This is a genomic window from Shinella sp. WSD5-1, assembly GCF_963942435.1.
Lineage (GTDB): Bacteria > Pseudomonadota > Alphaproteobacteria > Rhizobiales > Rhizobiaceae > Shinella > Shinella yambaruensis.
In genome coordinates, this window is sequence record NZ_OZ012601.1 from 123109 (window position 1) to 142796 (window position 19688).

Sequence of the window (19688 nt, forward strand, 5' to 3'; positions counted from 1 at the left end):
CGGTTTCCTCTTCTGCGATGAATATTGCCGTAGGGCGTTTATACTGACTGGAAAACGATAGTAAAATAAGCTACCTTGTGCAAGTCCCCAAAACGTCGATGCCGGAATTCCGGCTTGGGCCGTCTTCCGGAAAAGCGGCATCGGACCTGCGGTCCGATCGATTTGAGGGCGCAATATACGTCGCTGGCGCGACGTGCTTGGGAGGTCAGGAGACATCAGTGGCGATCATGTTTGTCAGAGCGCAGGTGATCAGCAGAGGGGCAGGGCGCAGCATCGTCTCGGCCGCCGCGTATCGTCACCGCGCCCGGATGATGGACGGACAGGCCGGAACCTCCTTCAGCTATCGCGGCGGTGCGGCCGAACTGAAGCATGAGGAGCTGGCGCTCCCGGGCCAGATCCCCGCCTGGCTGCGGACGGCCATCAAGGGAAAGACCGTCGCCGCTGCCAGCGAGGCGCTGTGGAACGCGGTCGATGCATTCGAGACGAGGGCGGATGCCCAGCTTGCCCGCGAGTTGATCGTCGCGCTGCCGGAGGAGCTGACACGGGCGGAGAACATCGCGCTGGTCCAGGAATTCGTCCGGGACAATCTGACCTCGAAGGGCATGATCGCCGACTGGGTCTATCACGACAAGGACGGCAATCCGCACATCCATCTGATGACGGCGCTGCGCCCCCTCACGGAGGATGGGTTCGGGCCGAAGAAGGTTCCGGTTCTCGGCGCCGACGGTGAGCCACTGCGCGTCGTGACCCCGGATCGGCCGAAGGGCAAGATCGTCTACAAGCTCTGGGCCGGCGACAAGGAGACGATGAAGGCGTGGAAGATCGGCTGGGCGGAAACCGCCAACCGGCATCTGGCGCTCGCCGGTCATGATATCCGTCTTGACGGGCGCTCTTACGCCGAACAGGGCCTCGACGGCGTCGCGCAAAAACACCTCGGCCCGGAAAAAGCGGCGCTGGCCCGCAAGGGCTTCGAGATGTATTTCGCGCCGGCCGATCGTGCGCGCCGCCAGGAAATGGCTGACCGGCTGCTTGCCGATCCGGCGCTTCTGCTGAAGCAGCTCGGCAACGAGCGCTCGACCTTTGACGAAAAGGATATCGCCAAGGCGCTGCATCGCTATGTCGACGATCCCGCCGACTTCGTCAATATCCGCGCCCGGCTGATGGCGTCGGACGATCTCGTGCTGTTGAAGCCGCAGCAGGTCGACCGGCGGACCGGCAAAGTGGCGGAGGCAGCAATCTTCACCACGCGCGAGATCCTGCGTATCGAATATGACATGGCGCAGTCGGCGGAGGTCCTGTCCAAGCGCACCGGTTTCGGCATTGTCGATGGGAAGGTTGCCGCAGCCGTGCGTCAGGTCGAAACGGCCGATCCGGAAAATCCCTTCAAGCTCGACCAGGAGCAAGTCGATGCCGTCAGGCACGTCACCGGCGACAGTGCGATAGCGGCCGTCGTTGGTCTCGCCGGGGCCGGCAAGTCGACGCTTCTGGCCGCCGCCCGCGTCGCTTGGGAGGGTGAACATCATCGCGTCTTCGGTGCGGCGCTCGCGGGCAAGGCCGCCGAAGGACTTGAGGACAGTTCCGGCATCCAATCCCGCACACTCGCTTCCTGGGAACTGGCATGGGAGAACGGGCGCGATCTGCTCGATCGCGGCGACATCCTTGTCGTCGACGAGGCCGGCATGGTCTCCTCACAGCAGATGGCGCGGGTGCTGAAGGCAGTGGAGGATGCCGGCGCAAAAGTCGTCCTGGTCGGTGACGCGATGCAGCTTCAGCCGATCCAGGCGGGCGCAGCCTTCCGCGCGATCGCGGAGCGGATCGGTTCCGCCGAGCTTGCCGGTGTGCGTCGTCAGCGCGAGGGATGGGCGCGCGATGCTTCGCAGCTCTTCGCCCGCGGCAAGGTCGAGGAGGGGCTGGACGCCTATGCCCAGCAGGGGCGCATCTTCGAAGCCGAGCGCCGCGCCGAAGTCGTGGAGCGCATCGTTGTCGATTGGAGCGAGGCGCGCGAAGAAGCCATCGCGCGGTCACGGGCGGTAGGCGACGACGGCCGGCTGCGGGGCGACGAGATGCTCGTGCTCGCCCATACGAACGACGATGTGAAGCGCCTTAACGAATCCCTTCGCACGGTGATGAACAGGGAGGGCGCGCTGACGGACGCGCGCGCGTTCCAGACGGCGCGCGGCGTCCGGGAATTCGCCGCCGGCGATCGCATCATCTTTCTCGAAAACGCCCGCTTCCTCGAACCGCGGGCAAAGCGACTCGGGCCGCAATACGTCAAGAACGGAATGCTGGGCACCGTCCTTTCCACCGGCGACAAGCGCGGCGGTCCGCTGCTGTCGGTCCGTCTCGACAATGGCCGCGACGTCGTCATCAGCGAGGACAGCTATCGCAATATCGACCATGGCTACGCGGCGACGGTCCACAAGTCGCAGGGTGCGACCGTCGACCGGACCTTCGTGCTCGCCACCGGCATGATGGACCAGCATTTGACCTATGTGGCGATGACCCGCCATCGCGATGATGCCATCCTGTATGCGGCCCGGGAAGATTTTGAGCCGAAGCCGGAATGGGGCGGCAAGCCGCGCGCCGATCATGCTGTCGGCGTCACCGGCGAGCTCGTCGAGACGGGCCAGGCAAAGTTCCGGCCGGACGATGAGGATGCCAAGGAAAGCCCTTATGCCGACGTCCGCACGGATGACGGCGCCGTCCATCGTGTTTGGGGCGTAAGCCTGCCGAAGGCTCTGGCCAAGGGCGGCGTTTTTGGAGGCGACACGGTGACGCTCCGCAAGGATGGTGTCGAAACGGTCAAGGTGGATGTCGTCGTCACAGATGAGGAGACAGGCGAAAAGCGGACGGAGAAGCCCGAGGTCGAGCGAAATGTCTGGACGGCAGAGCTGAAGGAAGCGGCGGATGTCCGCCAAGAGCGGATCGAGCGCGAGAGCCATCGGCCTGAACTGTTCAAGCAGATGGTCGAACGTCTCGGCCGTTCGGGCGCCAAAACCACGACGCTCGATTTCGAAAGCGAAGCTGGCTACCAGGCCCACGCGCGCGACTTTGCCCGGCGCCGCGGGATCGACCTGGCTGCCGAGGTCGCGGCCGGTATGGAGGAGGGAGCTGCGCGGCGGCTGGCGTGGCTTGCGGAGAAGCGCGGGCAGGTGGCGAAGCTTTGGGAGCGGGCGAGCGTAGCGCTTGGCTTTGCCATCGAGCGCGAAAGAAGCGTCTCTTATAATGAGGAGCGGACCGAGAACCTTGCTGCCCAGAGTCCCGCAGATCGAAAATATCTGATCCCGCCGACGACCCGGTTTGCCCGGAGCATCGAGGAGGACGCCCGCCGTGCGCAACTCGGCTCGGATCGCTGGAAGGAGCGGGAGGCCATTCTTCGTCCTATCCTTGAGAAGATCTACCGCGATCCCGACGGCGCGCTGGCGAGGTTGAATGCGCTGGCGTCGGATGCCGGCATGGAGCCGCGCCACCTTGCCCATGATCTTGCAGATCGGCCGCAACGCCTCGGTCGCCTGCGGGGATCGGAACACCTGGTCGATGGCCGGGCCGCGCGAGACGAGCGGAACGCAGCGATAGCCGCTCTGTCGGATCTCCTGCCGCTCGCCCGCGCCCATGCGACGGAATTCCGCCGTCAGGCCGAACGCGTCGGTATCCGCGAAGAACAGAGACGTGGGCATATGTCGCTGTCCATCCCCGCGCTCTCGATCCCGGCAATGGCGCGTCTAGTTGAAATCGAGGCGGTCCGCGAACGCGGCGGGCCGGACGCCTATAAGACGGCCTTCGCCTATGCTGTCGAGGACCGTTTGCTGGTCCAGGACGTGAAGGCGGTCAACGAAGCGCTGACGGCGCGCTTTGGATGGTCCGCCTTCACGGAAAAGGCCGACGCCATTGCCACGCGCAACACGGTCGAGCGCATGCCGGACGATCTTGCTCCGAATCGGCGCGAGAAACTGGCGCGGCTGTTCGCCGTCGTGCGCCGGTTCGCCGAGGAACAGCATCTTGCCGAACGCAAGGACCGGTCGAAAGTGGTTGCCGGCGCCAGCATCGAGCCGGGGAAGGAGACCAGTGCCGTGTTGCCTATGCTCGCCGCCGTGACGGAGTTCAAAACCTCGGTGGAAGAAGAGGCGCGGGTGAGGGCGCGCGAAGTTGCCCACTACGGTTACAACCGGGCGGTCCTTGTCGAAACGGCCGGACGCATCTGGCGCGATCCCGCCGGCGCCATCGACAAGATCGAGGCTTTGATCGTGAAAGGTTTTGCGGGCGAGCGGATCGCTGCGGCGGTCGACAACGATCCCGCAGCCTATGGCGCGCTGCGCGGTTCCGATCGCATCATGGACCGGTTGCTGGCTGTCGGCCGCGAGCGGAAAGAGGCGCTTCAGGCCGTGCCGGACGCGGTGGGCCGAGTTCGGTCGCTGGGCGCGTCCTATGCCACAGCGCTCGCGACCGAGACCCAGGCGATCACCCAAGAGCGCCAGCGTATGGCCGTCGCGATTCCGGGATTGTCGCCGGCAGCCGATGAGGCATTGCGAGAGCTTGCGGCAGCAATGAAGAAGGGGGGCGCCAAGCTGAATGTTGCAGCCGGGTCGATCGATGCCCGCCTCTGGGAGGAATTTGCCGGTGTCAGCAAATCGCTCGATCTGCGGTTTGGACGCGACGCGATCCTGCGCGGTGAGAAGGACGTGATCAATCGCTTGTCACCCGCGCAGCTCCGCCCGTTCGAGGCGATGCAGGAACGCCTAAAAATTTTGCAACAGACGGTTCGCATGGGCAGCAGCCAGCGGATCGTTGCGGAACGCCAGCGCCGGGCAATCGACCGCGGCCGGGGCGTCATCCGGTGAATGTTTCGACGATATAGACAAGGAGAAGACCATGACGGAACAGGAAGTCCCTTACGACGCGATCGTCCGCGCCGAAATCGCCATCGAAATCCTCAATCAGGCGCGGTCCATCGTGACGGCGCGCGTCTATGAGATCGAGGACACAGATCCCGATGCCGCGGAAATGCTCCGGTCTCGCCGGCGCGATCTGATTGCCCTGCAGCAAAGCATCAACGTCACCGATCGTGATTCCGTCGAGGACGTCATCGCGCTTTGGGGGCCTCGCGTGAAGGACGACGCCCGGTTCTGGGCGGAGTTCTGATCATGGCGGAGGATCAGGCAACCGGTCCGCTTTCGCTGGAGCGAAACGAGAGCATTTTCCGCAACGACATTCTCCCGGACTATCTGCCGGCGACAATGACACCCGCGGCGCGTCCTCGGATGATCCTGCTCGGCGGTCAGCCGGGCGCGGGGAAAACCGCGGTCCTGATCGCAAGCCAGGCGGAACTCGATCAATCGGGGCCGACGATCCGCATCGTCGGCGACGATCTGCGCTCCTACCATCCGCAGTTTCGGACGTTCCAGCGGCAGGATCCGGAAACGGCATCGCAGTTCACGCAGCTCGATGCTGGGCGCTGGACCGAGAAGCTGCTGGCGGCGGCCGCCGAGCGCAAGGTCAATGTCGTGTTCGAAACGACGATGCGCAGGCCGGAGAATGTCGTCCGCGTCATCGGCCTAGCCCGCGCTGCCGGGTACGAGGTCGAGGCTCGGGCGGTTGCCGTCAATCCGCGGCTCAGCTGGCAGGGAAACCATTTTCGGTTTGAGGAAATGCTGCGTGCCGGCGATGCGGCGCGCATCCCGCCGCGGCATGTCCACGATGCGGCTGTCGCCGGCCTGCACGTCAGCCTCGAAAAACTGGAAAGTGAAAACGTGGTCGACCGCGTCCAGCTACGCACGCGCGGCGGCACGATCCTCTATGACAATGAGCGAAGCGAGGCCGGCTGGTCACAGGCGCATGCGCGGCTCGCGCTCGAGCGTGAGCAGTCGCGGCCGATGACACGCGGCGAGCTCCAGCGCTTTTCCGATGACTGGAACCACGTTCTCGCCCGCATGGAAGAGCGACGCGCGCCGGAGGATCGGATTGCCACGGTCCGGTCACAGGCCGCGGACGACGTCAATCACCTTCGCGCACAGCGGCGAGCCGCGGATAGCGAGGAGGGCCAGCGGCGCGGCCGATCGGTTTTCCAGAACCGGGCCGATGCGCTCGGCATGTTCGTCGAACTCTACGATAACGCGCTGCGCGATGCGGAACGCCGGCCGATCGGAAACGTCGAGGCGCATGCGGTTGGCCGCCTGTCGCACAGCTATATGGCGTTGAAGCTGGTCGAAGCGGCCCGCGACCTCGGCCTTTTGCCGGATGGCGCCACCATCGTCTCGACACGAGCGATGGTTCAGGACAAGCGCGGGAGCCAGGAGTTTCCAGCTGCCCATCGTCTTCCCGCCGATCTATCGGTGGAAACGCCGGACGGCTCGCGGCGGCGGCTGACGGAGCATTTCGAGGTTCAGCTGAACCGAGTGGCTGTCGATCGGGATGTCTTTGCCAGAACCGATCGCCTGTCCCGTATGGCAAATGTCGTCGACTCCTGGCTGGAGGCAGCCGGCATGCGCGAGACACTCGGCCGCGCCGCCAACGCCGTCGCATCCGGCAGGGTCGCGGCCGACATGGCCATGTCCGACGTCATCGAGCCCGGCTATCTTGCGGCGATAGCCCGGACGCGCGGTCGTCTTGAGCGAAACATGGCAATTGCCGAGCGCGTGGCGATAGCCAGCACGATCGTCGGGGAGAGCGGCGAGCCCTTGCACGCAGTCCAGGGTGAGCTTCGATTGCGCACAGCCGACCTGGAAAACCGTGCGCGGGCCAAGTTGATGATGGAGGCGATCCTCACCGAGGCGGCACGGCATGACCGGCTTGACGCAACGAGAAGGCATGCGGCCGATGACTTTGTGCGCGGCATCGTCGAGAACGAACGAACCCTTGGCATGAACCGAACGCAGGATCGTCGCGCGGCCCAGACCGACGTGCTTGTGCCGACCCGGCATCTGCCCGATTTTTCCGAAGGTGAGATCGCCGAACGCCTGCGCGGGTCCGCGCGCTTGGCGGGAAAGCGCGCTGAGATCGAAAACCTGTCCCTGCTGGTGTTCGGCAATAGCCAGGCAGTGTCCGCCTCGGTGCAGCAGATCACTGATGCCCGCAGCGGCACGGCCGCCAGCGACGAGGTGGGGTCCGGCCGTCTCGGCGAATTGGCGGGTGAGGGGCGGGGCTGGCTGAGAGGACCGAGCCCGGCTCGCCAGTCCGCCGAAGCGCATGCGCCGCGGCTGGCGGCGGCGCTTGCCGATTACGGTCATGCGATGGATTTCGAGCGGCAGCAGATCGTCATGCGCCATCGTGACGAGCAGGCTCGTCAGAGGGTGGAAATTCCGCGGCCATCGCGGGAGTTGTCTGTAGTGCTGGCGGCCGATGGCCAGGAACAGGTTCGTCGGCTGAACGCAGCGCCGACACTAACGCGTGAATTGGAGGCTCTTTCGCTGGCGATCTCAAAACGATTGACCCCGGCCGAGAAAGCCGAGTTGAAGGGAGGGAATGTTGCCAGAATAGCATCCTCGCTTTGCATCGGCCATGAGCAGGCCGCGGCGCTCCGCCTCGTCCACGAGCGCGCTGGCGCCCTGCAGGAGAAAGCCATGAGGCAAAACCGGGAGCTTGCGCGAACCTCCCAGTTGATGATGCGACGCTAGGTTCGGGGCTGGTGCGCGGAAGCGCATAGCTGCATTGCACAATGGATAGTGTTCATGCGCCCAGGAAACGGGCATTATGCTTGTAGTTGATGCACATCGCGGTTTTCTCCTCCCAGTACCGCCGCATCACCTGTTCCCCTCTGGAGGTTTTGATCTCCACACTCCATGGGCCACGGTTTTTCCGGTGGCCCATTTTTTTTGCCCGGTCCCGCAGGGATGTTCAGCGGTGAGACACTAGCTTTGGCCAGGCCGCGCGGCCAATTCCGCCGGTCGCCGTCGAGGATCTGCGGTCCCGGATAATTCCTTGCTTGTCCGAGCATCAAGGCTTGGTGCGGAGATGTCGGCCGATACCGTGAAACGGCGATTGCTGCCCTTCGCGACTTCGAAGCTGGTATCGTCTCTTAGGTCGGGTCCGAATATCGATTGGACGATATCGATGCAGCTCATGCCGAAATGGAATCCGGCCGCTCGACAGGCAGCATCTTCTTGCTGCCCTGAAGGCGGGCGCTGAGCGCTTGATCAGCCGGTACCCTCCTCGATGATGGGCGTAGGTTTGGTTACCTCCGCCCGTGGTTTGCCCGGTTCGCCGGCACGGCGAAGGGTACGTCGCTTGCCGGCATCCACATATAGTCCACGTCTCGAACCATCCCAGCATCGAATAGGTGGAGATGGAGTAGTTCCCGGCAGCCCAAATATCCCCAGAGGCTGTCCGAAGCGATCCTGATCCTCAGGCCGATGAAGCCCGGCCGGAGGATTGCTTTTCCCTCCCCGAAATCGATCACCGTGTCTGCGCTCTCCAAGCCGCTCGACAGGATGTACTCGCGGAAGTTCATGCCGAAGGTCTCAACGAACCGATCGGCATCCGTGATCGGAACGAATGTCTCTGCGGCGAAATGCGTGGCGTAGCTGTACACGAGGCCTCCTTGATATGGTGGCAGATCGGACAAGGCGGGTTCTTGTCCTTCAGCACGGTCCGGTCATGCAGCAACGGGAATGGGGGACGAAAGCGCGCGGCTTGGAAGCGGCGGGCGGCGATATAGCGTTTCGCTCACATTCAAGCTGGAGCGCATTGCGGTGAGCACGCGTGTCGAGACTTCAAAGGCGCCGCAGCAGACAGGGCGGCGTCCATATCCATCGGCTCGGCCCAGCTCGTCCAGTTCCGCACCGGCTTGCCTGTAGATGCGGCGCATATGCGGTTCGTAGTTCGAGATCATGGTGTGGATCCCGCTGTCGAGTGCGACTTCGCAGAGCGCCAGCAGCAGGAGAGCAAAAGCACGGTCGGGACGCAGGTCCGAACAATCTCGTGCGATTGCCTCGTCATCGATACACATCCGCGTGCCTTCCCAGATGCCTGGTGCACTCAGGTCGCAAGCGTCGGGAAAGGTCTGTCGGAAAACGTCGTAGAGCAGTGTTGGTCCTGTCGTCGGCATCAGACGAATGGAGCCGTAGAGCTGGTCATGGCGGTCGTCGCACCACAGCAGATATGCAGGGTCCAAATCGTCATACTGATCGCGCTCCCGGTGATCTGAGACAGAGACCTTCCACCCCAATCGGTCCGCGAAAACCTTTTTCCGTAGGCGGAACGATTGGTCGAGCAGGCCTGCGTATTTGTAATATTCGTTTGCTTGAACAAGGAGATACATGCTTGCCTCCATCGGGTGATCGAGCGCAGGATGCTGTCGTTTCCGAGCGGAATAAATCTCCAGAAAACGGTTCCCCAAGTTCTGGGTATTGCTGAGTGGTACAGGTCGAAGCCGGGCCCTCACCATCCTGACGCCGAGCGCCTCTGCCAGCCCTGAAATGTCGAAGCGCGGCGATTTCCCTCACCAACCGACCTGCGGAACGTGGCTGGAGGACATCCATGTGAAGAACAGGTCTTCCTCAGAATTCTCGTATGAGCCTCAGATTGCTCGGCTGGGGCAAAGGCCCGCGATTTCCCTTGTCAAGCGCGTTGCCTTTTGTAGAGTATTCCATTACAGAGTAAACTCTACATTACAGTGGAATGGCATGCCTCACGAGTGAATCACGCTCGTCTGGGGAAGGAGCAGTCATTGGCGCAAAAGGCCGGCCGCTTGAGCCGGCGTGCCACAAGCAAATGGGAGCAGATTAATGGTATTCATGAATGTACTCCGCCCGGCAATGGTTATTGCAGGGATGGGAATTTCAGTTCTGGGAGGGCTGTCGGCGACTGGAGCAAATGCGCAAGCGCTGAAAGTGGCAACCGCCTACAAGCTCATGACGCTCGATCCGCACTATGCCGACCTGAACGAAAACACGTCGCTCCTCTCCCATATTTTTGAACGGCTGGTCTACCAGGACGAAAAAATGGAGCCGAAGCCCGGTCTTGCAGTATCCTGGGCGCAAGTCACGGACACGCAGTGGGAATTCAAGCTTCGTGAAAATGTAAAGTTTCACGACGGATCGCCGTTCACCGCGCAAGATGTCATTGCCACCATCGAGCGCATTCAACACTTTTTGAAGCCGCCGAGCGGCGGGTTGGCAGCATATACCCAGGCCGTCACCAAAGTAAGCGCACCTGATCCGCTTACTGTCATCTTCGAGACGAGCGCGCCCTCGCCGACGCTACCACTCGCGTTGTCGTCTGTTTTCATCGTGCGGCATCAGGACGATGGATTCAAAACCACGGATGACATGAATAGTGGCTCATTCGTGATCGGCACAGGGCCCTACAAGTTCGAGGGCTGGCAATCGGGAGAAACGCTGAAACTTGTCCGCAACGACGGGTATTGGGGCGCAAAACCTGGATGGTCGGATGTGACTTTCCGAATCATTGAAAGTCCCGCCGCTCGCGTCGCCGCCCTGACAACGGGGGAGGTCGATCTCGCCGACTTTGTCCCGGCGCGCGATGTCGATACGCTCAAGCAGCGAGGTGTAAGTATCACAAGCACGAGCGCAGCCCGTTCCAACTTTCTGCAGTTCGACGTCGGACGCGAAGAGTTGCCCGGTGTAACTGACAAATCGGGCAGCGCGATTTCGAATCCGTTTCGGGACGTCCGTGTAAGAAAAGCGCTTGCGATGGCGACGGATCGCGATTTCCTGGCGGAGAAGATTTTGCTGGGTTATGGCACCCCGGCCTCCCAGCTGTTTCCGAAGGGAATGCCCGGAACATCGGAGCAACTCACGGTCGCGAAGCCTGATTTTGAGGGGGCGAAGGAGTTGCTGGCGCAAGCAGGATTTCAAGACGGGTTCGATATCGTCCTTGGGGGACCTGCCGGGCGCTATCCCGGCGACAGCGACTCCCTCCAGGCGGTGGCGCAGAATTGGGCACGTATCGGTGTCAGGGTGAGGCCAGCTGTCGCGCCGTACTCGGTTTACGCCAATAAACTTACCCAAGGCGAATACCCGGCCTGGTACGCTGGCTGCTCGGGCAACACAGTCACGATCTGCCTCGACGCAGTCCTGGCGTCAAAGAACGACGAACGAAAGACCGGTTCGCTGAATTATGGCGACTACCGTAATCCAGAGTTCGACAAGCTGCTTGCTGACGCAGAGACAATCGAGGTCGGGCCGAAGCGGGATGAGGCGGTAGCACGCGCCACCGATTTCGTCATGGCGGACTATCCTATCGTTCCGCTCTACCATTTCCATCATATCGCCGGCTATGGCCAGCACATTGCCACCTATACGGTTCACCCCCGTGGATGGACCACGGCTATGCAAGCCACGCCGGCGGAGGAATGACCATGGGCATCGTTGCCACCGTCATGGGCAGGCTCGGGCAGGCCTTGGTTTTGCTTTTCGTCATGTCTCTCATCGGGTTCGTTGGGGTGCACAGTGTCGGAAATCCCGTCTTCAACATCGTCAATATGGAGACCGCAAGCGCTGCGGATATACAGAACGCCACGATTGCCCTTGGGCTCGATCAGCCTCTTTGGCGACAGTACCTTATATTTGCCAAGTCGCTCCTGACGGGGTCATTCGGGACGTCGTATATCTATCATCTCCCGGCGTTCGCTCTCGTGATGAGTAAGCTGCCGGCGACACTCGAACTTGCTGCATTGGCGATGTTGGTGGGGGCACCGACGGGTATTCTCTTGGGACTACTTGCCGGAAGACGGCAGGGGTCCTTGCTCGACCGGATCATTGCGCAAACGAGCGTCTTCGCGCTGAGCATTCCAGCCTTCTGGCTGAGCATGGTTCTGATCCTGACCGGCGCAGTGCTGACAGGTTGGCTCCCCTCAGGGGGCCGAGGCGAAACGAGCCATTTGTTCGGGCTGGAATGGAGTTTTCTGACAACCAACGGATTGCGCCACCTCGTCCTCCCTACCCTTGCACTGGCGATTCCGAATACTGCACTGATCGCGCGGCTAGCCCGTGCTGGGACCGTAGAGGTGGAGCAGCTGGATTTCACGCGGTTTTGTCGTGCGAAAGGCTTGTCGTCGTCGAGGATCCTGTTTCGCCACACGCTCCCTAACATCAGCGTGCCGATTGTCACGGTCATCGGCCTGCAATTCGGCGCGATGCTGGCCTTTGCCGTCGTTGTCGAGACGATTTTTGCCTGGCCAGGGGTCGGAAAGCTTCTGATCGACTCGATCCAGCTCCTCGACCGTCCTGTCGTGATGGCGACGCTAACGTTCGTCTCGGTAACGTTCGTGGTGCTCAACGCGCTGGTCGACCTTTTCCATGCGGCGCTCGATCCGCGCATACGTCACTCCTGACAGAAGGTAAGCTCAGATGAAATCCGAAACGCTCCGGAGATGGCGGAAGCACGATCTAGCTCTTTCTATAACGCCCTCGACAATCATTTTTGTTGCCTTCGTCCTCGTTGCTGCTGCCGCACCGCTAATTGCGCCGCAAAACCCCTACGACCCGCTTCAGATCTTCGGCTGGGAAGCGTCGTCTCCACCAGGAACGCCTGGAAGTGGTGGCTATACCTATGTGCTGGGAACCGACGGTCTGGGACGCGATATTGCCAGCACAATTCTCTTCGGCTTGCGCATTAGCCTGGTAGTTTCCCTCACCAGCACGGCGGTCGCTGCTCTGATCGGCCTTACCGCCGGCGTTTCCGCAGCCTATTTTGGTAGCTGGATCGATATCGGCATCATGCGCACGGTCGACCTGTTTCTGAGCCTACCGACGATCCTCATTGCCCTTATTGCCGTCGTAACGCTTGGTCCGGGCGTCGATCGCATCATCTTGGCCCTCGTGATCGTCCAATGGGCAAACTATGCCCGGGTCGCCCGTGCCGTCGCATTAAGCGAACGAAGCAAGTCATACATCGACAGTGCTCATTTGCTGCGGCTGCCTACAATTCGCGTGATTCTCCGCCACCTTCTTCCCAACAGCATCGCGCCGGCAATCACCCTGATTCCGATTGAGGTAGGCCACGCTATCGCGCTTGAGGCAACGTTGTCCTTTCTCGGGCTAGGCGTTCCAGTCGATCAACCGTCTCTTGGCTCTGCGGTTGCGAACGGGTTCCAGTATCTGCTGACCGGACAGTACTGGATCAGCTTCTTTCCCGGTCTCGCCCTGTTCGCGTTGATTGCGAGCGTAAACTTCGTTGGCGAGGATGTTCGGCGCAAATTGGATCCCAGGAGCAAGCAACGATGACTGAACATGCAAGCACCAGCCTGCTGGAAATCAACAATCTCTCGGTTGAGTACAGAGGGGCGAGCGGTTCGCTCCAAATTCTTCAAAATGTAAGCGCCGCTCTCGAAAAAGGGAAGATCCTCGGCATCATAGGTGAATCCGGCGCCGGGAAATCGACATTGGGGAACGCAGTGTTGCGGATGCTAGGGCCGCAGTTCGAAGAGACGTCCGGAACAATAAAGCTCTCCGGTCAGCCCGTCGGCGGAGTAGGAACAAATGGGCGGACCCCTATCTCGCGGCAACGCATTTCAGCGGTCTTCCAGGACCACACGGCATCGCTAGATCCCTTGATGCCGATAGGCGCGCAGCTCAGCGAAACTATCAGGGCTTCCGATCCGAAGATCTCCCGCAAGGAGATCCGCGCCCGTTGTCTCGAACTCCTGGAGCGCGTCGGCATTCCTGATCCGCAGCGTCGATTTAGCGACTATCCGCACCAGTTCTCCGGTGGTCAGCGTCAACGCATCGTGATTGCGATGGCAATAGCAGGCTCGCCTGAAGTTATCGTCGCGGACGAACCAACCTCCGCACTAGATGCAACCGTTCAAAAGCAGATCCTCGCGCTTTTGCGCAGGCTTGTCGACGAAACCGGAGTTTCGATTGTTCTGGTCACCCATGACATGGGTGTCATCGCGGAAATCGCCGACGACGTCTTGGTGATGCGACATGGTCGGGTTGTCGAGCAAAATCTGACGAGCGTCATTCTGGATGATCCGAAGCACGACTACACGCGCTCATTGTTCGCCGCGGTGCCAAGGTTGCAGGTGTCCGAACACAATAGCGACCAGGATGGGTCGGGGATCAACGAGGCGCGGCGGGAGAATCCGGAGCACGACACGCGCGGCGCTGCCGACATCCTTGTCGCTAGAAAGGTCTCCAAAGCTTTTAGCTCCTCAGGGCTGTCCTGGCCATTCATCAGACGGTCGCCGAAGCGTGCCCTCGACGATGTTTCGATCAGAATTCCACGTGGAAGTATCACCGGTATTGTCGGTGAGAGCGGCAGCGGCAAAACGACGATCGGCCGGATCATTGCGGGGCTTGAAACGGCCGGCGAGGGCGAGATCGTGATCGACGATACGAGGTTCGATATTTCGAGGAAGGGCGGCAAGAGTGGCATTCTCGGGCGGGTTCAAATGATTTTCCAGGATCCGTCGGTTTCGTTGAACCCGCGGATGACGATCGACGACACTCTTCAGGAGGCCATCCGGTTCGGCATGCACGCTTCCGGCAATCGGACCAATTCGAATGTGGATGAGATGGTGGATCGGCTGGGGCTCGCGCGAAACGTCCTGGCCCGCTATCCGCATCAGCTATCCGGCGGACAGAAACAACGCGTTTGCATAGGGCGTGCGTTACTCGCGCGGCCACAGATCATTGTGGCCGACGAACCTACTTCTGCGCTCGACGTCTCCGTGCAGGCCGAGATCGTCAAGCTCCTGAAAGAACGAGTTTTCGACGATGGTATCTCGATGCTCTTCATCTCCCACGATCTTGCCGTCGTTCAGGATATTTGTAGCCACATCTACATCTTCAAAGGAGGGCGCGTAGAGGACTCTGGTCAGGCAGCGACGATCTTTTCCCGTTCGCAGAATGCCTACACTCGTAGTCTCGTCGAGGCACGCTCTCAGAAATTTGTCCAATAGAACCAGAACAATCCACTAAGCGGGCGGCAGCCGAGGGTAGGGCGCGGATCGCACCCTTGGCGTTCCGGCGCGTCATATTATTAGAGGTCAATCTATGAGCAGCAACTTTACTGTCGCGGTCACCGGGCAATCTCTCATCAAACACGACACCCGCAGTGTCTCTAACCCAGGGTTCCAAGAGGTTTGTGCGTTGTTGAGAAATACGGATTTGGCGTTTACCAACTTTGAAGGGACGATTTTCGGACGTCATCGCGGCTGGCCTTTGAAGGGCTCTTATTTCGATTGCAGTAAACCCATTGTTTTGGACGCTCTGAAAGACATTGGCTTTCGCGCCCTGTCGCTATCGAACAATCACGCCTTCGATCTCGGACCATCGGGTATCTTGTCAACGCTTGAGGAAGTCGAGCAACGCGATTTTCTGCACGCTGGTATCGGACGCAATCATGGTGAGGCGGCCACTGCGGGTGTGGGAAAGATTGGGGGGCGGAGGGTGGCGGTTGTCGCCATGGATGGTGGTCCGGGGCCGGATATCATGTATGCCGACGATGCGAGGAATGAGCGTCCCGAACGCCCGGGCGTCAATCGTCTCGGCATATCGCAGGTCATTGATGTCGACAACAACATGTTCGAGGAGCTTCGCTCGGTCCGCGACAGGGTTGGGTATACCGACATCACCCTGGTGAACGACATCCAGCCGAATGACCCGTTTGCGATCGATGAATCCGAAGAAGTCTGCATCGCTCGAGCGGTCTTTCGGCGGTCGACAGGATTTAGACGGAGTGTGAAAATCAACGACCATGATCTATCTCGGAACCTCAATGCGATCGCGGCCGCTGCTCGGGACGGACGCTTTGTCGTCGCCTACCTACATCACCACCACTGGGCGTCGGATTGGCTGCAGGTTCCCGATTGGGTCGGCAGTGTAGCAAAGCAATGCATTGACGCTGGCGCCGCCGCGTTCGTCAGTCACGGCGCTCCGGTTCTTCAGGGAGTAGAAATTTACCGCCGGCGCCCGATATTCTACAGTTTGGGCAACTTCATATTTCACGTTCCTTCAGAGGAGGAAACATGGCGAGCGCCGGAGGTCTGGGAGAGCGTGATCGGGGCATGTTCCTTTGATGAGCGCAACAATCTCACCGAAGTATCGCTTCATCCACTGATTATCGGCGGAGAGAACGCCTTGCGCCGATCCGAATTTGAAAAGCGCCTAGTTCCGGAGCTTGCAGATCACCGAAACGCGGATCGCATCTTGCGCCGCCTCGCCCACCAGTCGGCAGCTTTTGGAACCGATGTGGACATATCCAGCGGTTGCGCGCGAATTCGGACGTGAGGTGGTCCTCTTGTTATGGTCATTTACCGGAATTTTGATGAACGCACGGGGCTTCACATGGATATCAGCCAGGAACTGACGGAGCGCTTCTTTCGCTACGCTGCGGTCGCAAGCCAAAGCGATAGCTCATTGATGAAGCTGCCTTCATCGCCCGGCCAAATGTCTCTGGCTCTTTTGTTGGCAGAAGAGCTACGAGAATTGGGCGTTCAAGACGTGGTCGTCGATGACCAGGCAATCGTAACCGGGGTTCGGCGCGGTACTCGGTCGAGGGCACCGCGGGTCGGGTTTATCGCTCATTTGGATACCGCCGACATTGGTTTGTCTCCGGCGGTTCGACCTCAAATCCACCGCTTCTCCGGCAGCGACCTGTGCCTCAATAGCGAGCAGTCAATATGGCTACGGATCGACGAACATCCTGAACTTCGCCAGTGGCTGAATGCGGATATCATCACAAGCGACGGAACCAGTGTCCTCGGCGCCGACAACAAAGCTGCGATTGCTGTAATCATGACGGTCCTGGCTCGGCAGGAAGACCCGGAGGCCCACGGAGACATTTTCGTCGCGTTCGTGCCTGACGAGGAAATCGGCCTGAGGGGGGCAAAGGCATTGGACCTTGATCGTTTCCCTTGCGACTTCGCCTATACCATCGATTGTTGTGAACTCGGCGAGGTGGTCATTGAGAACTTCAATGCCGCCTCAGCCGAAATCGTTTTCGAAGGGGCGAGTGCTCATCCCATGTCGGCGAAGGGCAAACTCGTAAACCCGATCCTGATGGCGCACGATTTTATCAGCCACTTTGATCCAATGGATACCCCTGAACACACTGAGGGCCGCGAAGGATTTTGCTGGGTTGCCAATCTGGTCGCAAATGACAGCAGCGCGCGGTTACAGGTTCTTATCCGCGACTTTGATAACACTGCATTTGAGGGCCGCAAGACGAAGATTGCGACGGTCGTTGAAGCAGTGAGACAGAAATATGCATCGGGGAATATTCAGTACCGAATAGCGGACGAGTACCGCAACGTCGGTCCCTGTCTTTCAATGAATCCGCTTCCGATGAGCCTACTCGGTTCCGCGCTCGATAGACTCCACATCATACCTAAGTTCTTGTCGATGCGTGGGGGGACTGATGGAGCGGTCCTCTCAGAGCGCGGCATCCCAACGCCCAACATGTTCACGGGCGCGTACAATTTCCATTCTCGGTTCGAATTTCTGCCAGTTCCTGCATTTGTGAAGTCATTCCAGGTCGCGGCCTTGATATGCGAACTCGCGGCTGATTCAAGTTGATTTCGGGGCGCTACGCGGCTTGCCACGGTCCGACTCTAGCAGGTCAGCCGGGGAAACCTCCAAAATCTCCGCCAGGGTCTCGACCATGTCGATTGTGGGCGAATAAACACATCGTTCAAGGGAACTGATATAGGTACGATCAATGCCGGCGCGATGTGCAAGCTTCTCCTGGGACAGACCTTTGGCCTGTCGCAGCTTTCTGAGGTTGCGCGCGAAAATCTCACGAATGGTCATGATCGCAGTCATGCGCGCTGCGGTGGATTCATCTACGGAGTAAACTCTACAAAGTAACAAAATGCGATACACGGCGCTGCCGCGATCTCTAAAATAAGGGCGCACTGCTCGGACGAGACCGCTTCGTTTCTCGTCCAGCCGGCAATCGGCCTGGAATAGGGACCTCACACGTGCGGACCAGCTAAGGTACCAATGGACGCACCATCAGAATTTCATCGATTCCTCTCCCGTCGTGAATGAACCCGTTCGGGATTCTGCCGACCTCAACGAACCCGTGACGAAGATATGCGCCTGTCGCCACTGGATTTTGGGCGCTTACCGTCAGTTCCAGCTGCGTCACGCCTATGCCCCGAGCGAATTTTTCAACGGTATCGAGAAGGCGTGTCGCAAGTCCGCGCCCGCGCAGAGTTTTCGTGACGTAGACCATAACGATTGTCGCACGATGGGCGGATCTGGCCCGAGGTTCTCTGATCAGGCCAATCAAACCGACTGGATCCCCACCTTGGAACGCGACAAAGACCGGGTCGTTCAGCCGTCGCAGCCAGGCCTCTATGGGCAACGAAGCCCATTCCTCGTGTGTGCTCGCGAAGGATGATGGCTCGCACGAAAGGGCTTCCAGTCGGACTTGTTGGAAAGTACCAACGTCCGGTGCAGAAAGGCGCCTGATGGTGATGGGGGGCGTGTTCATTCGATGTCTCCGGTCCGGTGCAGCCGGTGCACTTTCCCACAGGTTTACCGGTCAAGTCTCGCCGATCGAGCGTTTCTCAATTCGCTGGCAAAATGGGCAAGCTATTATCCTTCAGCGCAGTGCAGCATTGCTGCCAGAGTTCATCATTCACAAACCCGGGCAGACCGGCGCTCGCGTCATTCAAGGACATGCTCGCGAATGTGTTGATCAGTTTCGCGGTCGCCGCGGGTCCGCCAGCTGCGAGCATTCGCCAAGGGTCGTCGCAGGTCGGAGCTATCGTGCGGTGCCCCCATACACTCGGCGTCGGATCAAGCCGCAAGCTCTCTGCTAGCACTTTGTTGACTAGGACGGATGAGCGCTCCAATGCCTTCAACAATGCGGCGCGCATCAACGGATAATAGATGATCTGCCGGCTGCCGCCGAGTGCGCGCAGGGCAGGGAGGATCGCAACAACCATGAACACTAGGAACAGACTCGGAACGATTTCTCGCGCCTCGAGCGATTCCGCCAACGAGTCGGCATTGAAATCCACCTCGAAGTCCCCCAAGCTGTCGCGCAACTTGCCTCCCTCTAGATGTAACCGCTTCAACCGCCCGCCGTGAATGAGCCAAAAGAAATCGGTGTTGAACGTGAACCAGCCGGCCCACGGCCCAGAATTGAGCTCGCGCACGGCGCCCGCAAAAGTGGCTAGCGTAGCGGGGCAATTGATGAAGTGGCGCGATAACCAGGATTCCCGATCCCGGAGATGGTCGATGACAAGCGTTGCCACATCGGCGTCATCCAGTTGTAGGAAGTGGACATTGCGTCCTACGCAAGCGCGCCACAGGCACTCGTTTGCCGATTTGACCGCATCTGCGGCCGAGGAGAATTCCCTGTCAGGAAGAACGGCTTGTAAGCGATCCCGCATAGGGTGATCGACGTGGGGATCAGCTGGCCTCATTGCAAATCGCCGCGGAGCATGACGGCCGCAGATGCTGTATGGCTCCATCTGCCTATGGGATAGTCCAAACACATTGACATTTTGCCCATCGAGCAGAAGCCATCCGGGCCCTTTCTTGGCCCGTTCAGTAAACTTCACCGTTGAAACGGAATAGTTGAGATACCAAGCTTCTGAGTGAGCTTTCAGAGCCATGAGGTTGAACAGATGGGTGAAGAACGCATCCGGCTCGACCACGAGATGGCAATGTGGCCCGGTCTGGATCACTGGTCTACGATGAATCTGCTCGATTAAAAGCTGTGCTAGTGTTTCGCTGTGTCCAGACTCCATCGCACGTCGCCGGAGGAGCGAA

At 60.1% G+C, this 19688-nt stretch carries 14 protein-coding genes; 9 read left to right on the top strand and 5 right to left on the bottom strand.

The genetic code is table 11. The features are described 5' to 3' along the window. The first annotated feature begins 218 nt into the window (after positions 1-218). Genes traA through AABQ55_RS32765 form a run of 3 tightly spaced genes read left to right on the top strand, consistent with a single transcriptional unit; the run spans position 219 to position 7610 of the window. A complete protein-coding gene (traA, locus tag AABQ55_RS32755; protein ID WP_272809136.1) occupies positions 219-4838 on the top strand; it encodes a Ti-type conjugative transfer relaxase TraA in 4620 nt (1539 codons plus the stop codon). A 31-nt stretch (positions 4839-4869) separates the two neighbouring features. Then, positions 4870-5139, top strand: coding sequence for a hypothetical protein (locus tag AABQ55_RS32760; protein ID WP_272809137.1), 270 nt, complete (start codon positions 4870-4872; stop codon positions 5137-5139). Between the two features lie 2 nt (positions 5140-5141). Then, the gene (locus tag AABQ55_RS32765) at positions 5142-7610 is read left to right on the top strand and encodes a zeta toxin family protein (RefSeq protein ID WP_272809138.1); all 2469 of its coding nucleotides are present in this window, start codon (positions 5142-5144) and stop codon (positions 7608-7610) included. A gap of 557 nt (positions 7611-8167) precedes the next feature. Here the strand turns inward: AABQ55_RS32765 and AABQ55_RS32775 are convergent. Then, a complete protein-coding gene (locus tag AABQ55_RS32775; protein WP_272809139.1) occupies positions 8168-8524 on the bottom strand; it encodes a hypothetical protein in 357 nt (118 codons plus the stop codon). Positions 8525-8587: 63 nt separating this feature from the next. After that, a complete protein-coding gene (locus AABQ55_RS32780) occupies positions 8588-9253 on the bottom strand; it encodes an acyl-homoserine-lactone synthase (protein WP_272809140.1) in 666 nt (221 codons plus the stop codon). A gap of 466 nt (positions 9254-9719) precedes the next feature. On the opposite strand from AABQ55_RS32780, the gene AABQ55_RS32785 reads away from it, so the two are divergent. The 6 genes from AABQ55_RS32785 (at position 9720) to pepT (ending at position 17477) form a co-directional block, all read left to right on the top strand. Further along, positions 9720-11312: an ABC transporter substrate-binding protein gene (locus AABQ55_RS32785; RefSeq protein ID WP_443021292.1), complete on the top strand. Its 1593-nt coding sequence runs from the start codon at positions 9720-9722 to the stop codon at positions 11310-11312. A 2-nt stretch (positions 11313-11314) separates the two neighbouring features. Beyond that, positions 11315-12289: an ABC transporter permease gene (locus AABQ55_RS32790; RefSeq protein ID WP_272809141.1), complete on the top strand. Its 975-nt coding sequence runs from the start codon at positions 11315-11317 to the stop codon at positions 12287-12289. 16 nt (positions 12290-12305) lie between these two features. Next, complete coding sequence (locus AABQ55_RS32795; RefSeq protein ID WP_272809142.1) at positions 12306-13181, top strand: ABC transporter permease; 876 nt, start codon at positions 12306-12308, stop codon at positions 13179-13181. Continuing rightward, positions 13178-14860: a dipeptide ABC transporter ATP-binding protein gene (locus AABQ55_RS32800; RefSeq protein WP_272809143.1), complete on the top strand. Its 1683-nt coding sequence runs from the start codon at positions 13178-13180 to the stop codon at positions 14858-14860. Before AABQ55_RS32795 ends, AABQ55_RS32800 begins: the two co-directional genes overlap by 4 nt. A 94-nt stretch (positions 14861-14954) precedes the next feature. After that, entirely contained in the window at positions 14955-16190 is a 1236-nt protein-coding gene (locus tag AABQ55_RS32805; RefSeq protein ID WP_272809144.1) for a CapA family protein, read from the top strand. Positions 16191-16247: 57 nt separating this feature from the next. Then, positions 16248-17477, top strand: coding sequence for a peptidase T (gene pepT, locus AABQ55_RS32810; protein ID WP_272809145.1), 1230 nt, complete (start codon positions 16248-16250; stop codon positions 17475-17477). Here pepT and AABQ55_RS32815 read toward each other — a convergent pair. The 3 genes from AABQ55_RS32815 to AABQ55_RS32825 all read right to left on the bottom strand — a co-directional run bounded on the left by AABQ55_RS32815 (position 17469) and on the right by AABQ55_RS32825 (position 19666). Beyond that, on the bottom strand, positions 17469-17711 hold the full coding sequence (locus tag AABQ55_RS32815) for a helix-turn-helix domain-containing protein (RefSeq protein ID WP_272809179.1): 243 nt from the start codon (positions 17709-17711) through the stop codon (positions 17469-17471). The genes pepT and AABQ55_RS32815 overlap by 9 nt on opposite strands. 181 nt (positions 17712-17892) lie before the next feature. Further along, on the bottom strand, positions 17893-18399 hold the full coding sequence (locus AABQ55_RS32820; RefSeq protein ID WP_272809146.1) for a GNAT family N-acetyltransferase: 507 nt from the start codon (positions 18397-18399) through the stop codon (positions 17893-17895). Positions 18400-18475: 76 nt separating this feature from the next. Continuing rightward, the gene (locus tag AABQ55_RS32825) at positions 18476-19666 is read right to left on the bottom strand and encodes a hypothetical protein (protein WP_272809147.1); all 1191 of its coding nucleotides are present in this window, start codon (positions 19664-19666) and stop codon (positions 18476-18478) included. Positions 19667-19688: the final 22 nt, after the last annotated feature.

What these genes read in the sequence shown, in the direction of transcription:
- AABQ55_RS32760 (WP_272809137.1), top strand. Translation starts at nt 4,870, where the DNA reads ATGACGGAACAGGAAGTCCCTTACGACGCGATCGTCCGCGCCGAAATC.
- AABQ55_RS32790 (WP_272809141.1), top strand. Translation starts at nt 11,315, where the DNA reads ATGGGCATCGTTGCCACCGTCATGGGCAGGCTCGGGCAGGCCTTGGTT.
- AABQ55_RS32795 (WP_272809142.1), top strand. Translation starts at nt 12,306, where the DNA reads ATGAAATCCGAAACGCTCCGGAGATGGCGGAAGCACGATCTAGCTCTT.
- AABQ55_RS32765 (WP_272809138.1), top strand. Translation starts at nt 5,142, where the DNA reads ATGGCGGAGGATCAGGCAACCGGTCCGCTTTCGCTGGAGCGAAACGAG.
- AABQ55_RS32820 (WP_272809146.1), bottom strand. Translation starts at nt 18,399, where the DNA reads ATGAACACGCCCCCCATCACCATCAGGCGCCTTTCTGCACCGGACGTT.
- AABQ55_RS32805 (WP_272809144.1), top strand. Translation starts at nt 14,955, where the DNA reads ATGAGCAGCAACTTTACTGTCGCGGTCACCGGGCAATCTCTCATCAAA.
- AABQ55_RS32780 (WP_272809140.1), bottom strand. Translation starts at nt 9,253, where the DNA reads ATGTATCTCCTTGTTCAAGCAAACGAATATTACAAATACGCAGGCCTG.
- pepT (WP_272809145.1), top strand. Translation starts at nt 16,248, where the DNA reads ATGGATATCAGCCAGGAACTGACGGAGCGCTTCTTTCGCTACGCTGCG.
- AABQ55_RS32785 (WP_443021292.1), top strand. Translation starts at nt 9,720, where the DNA reads ATGGTATTCATGAATGTACTCCGCCCGGCAATGGTTATTGCAGGGATG.
- AABQ55_RS32800 (WP_272809143.1), top strand. Translation starts at nt 13,178, where the DNA reads ATGACTGAACATGCAAGCACCAGCCTGCTGGAAATCAACAATCTCTCG.
- AABQ55_RS32815 (WP_272809179.1), bottom strand. Translation starts at nt 17,711, where the DNA reads ATGACCATTCGTGAGATTTTCGCGCGCAACCTCAGAAAGCTGCGACAG.
- AABQ55_RS32825 (WP_272809147.1), bottom strand. Translation starts at nt 19,666, where the DNA reads ATGGAGTCTGGACACAGCGAAACACTAGCACAGCTTTTAATCGAGCAG.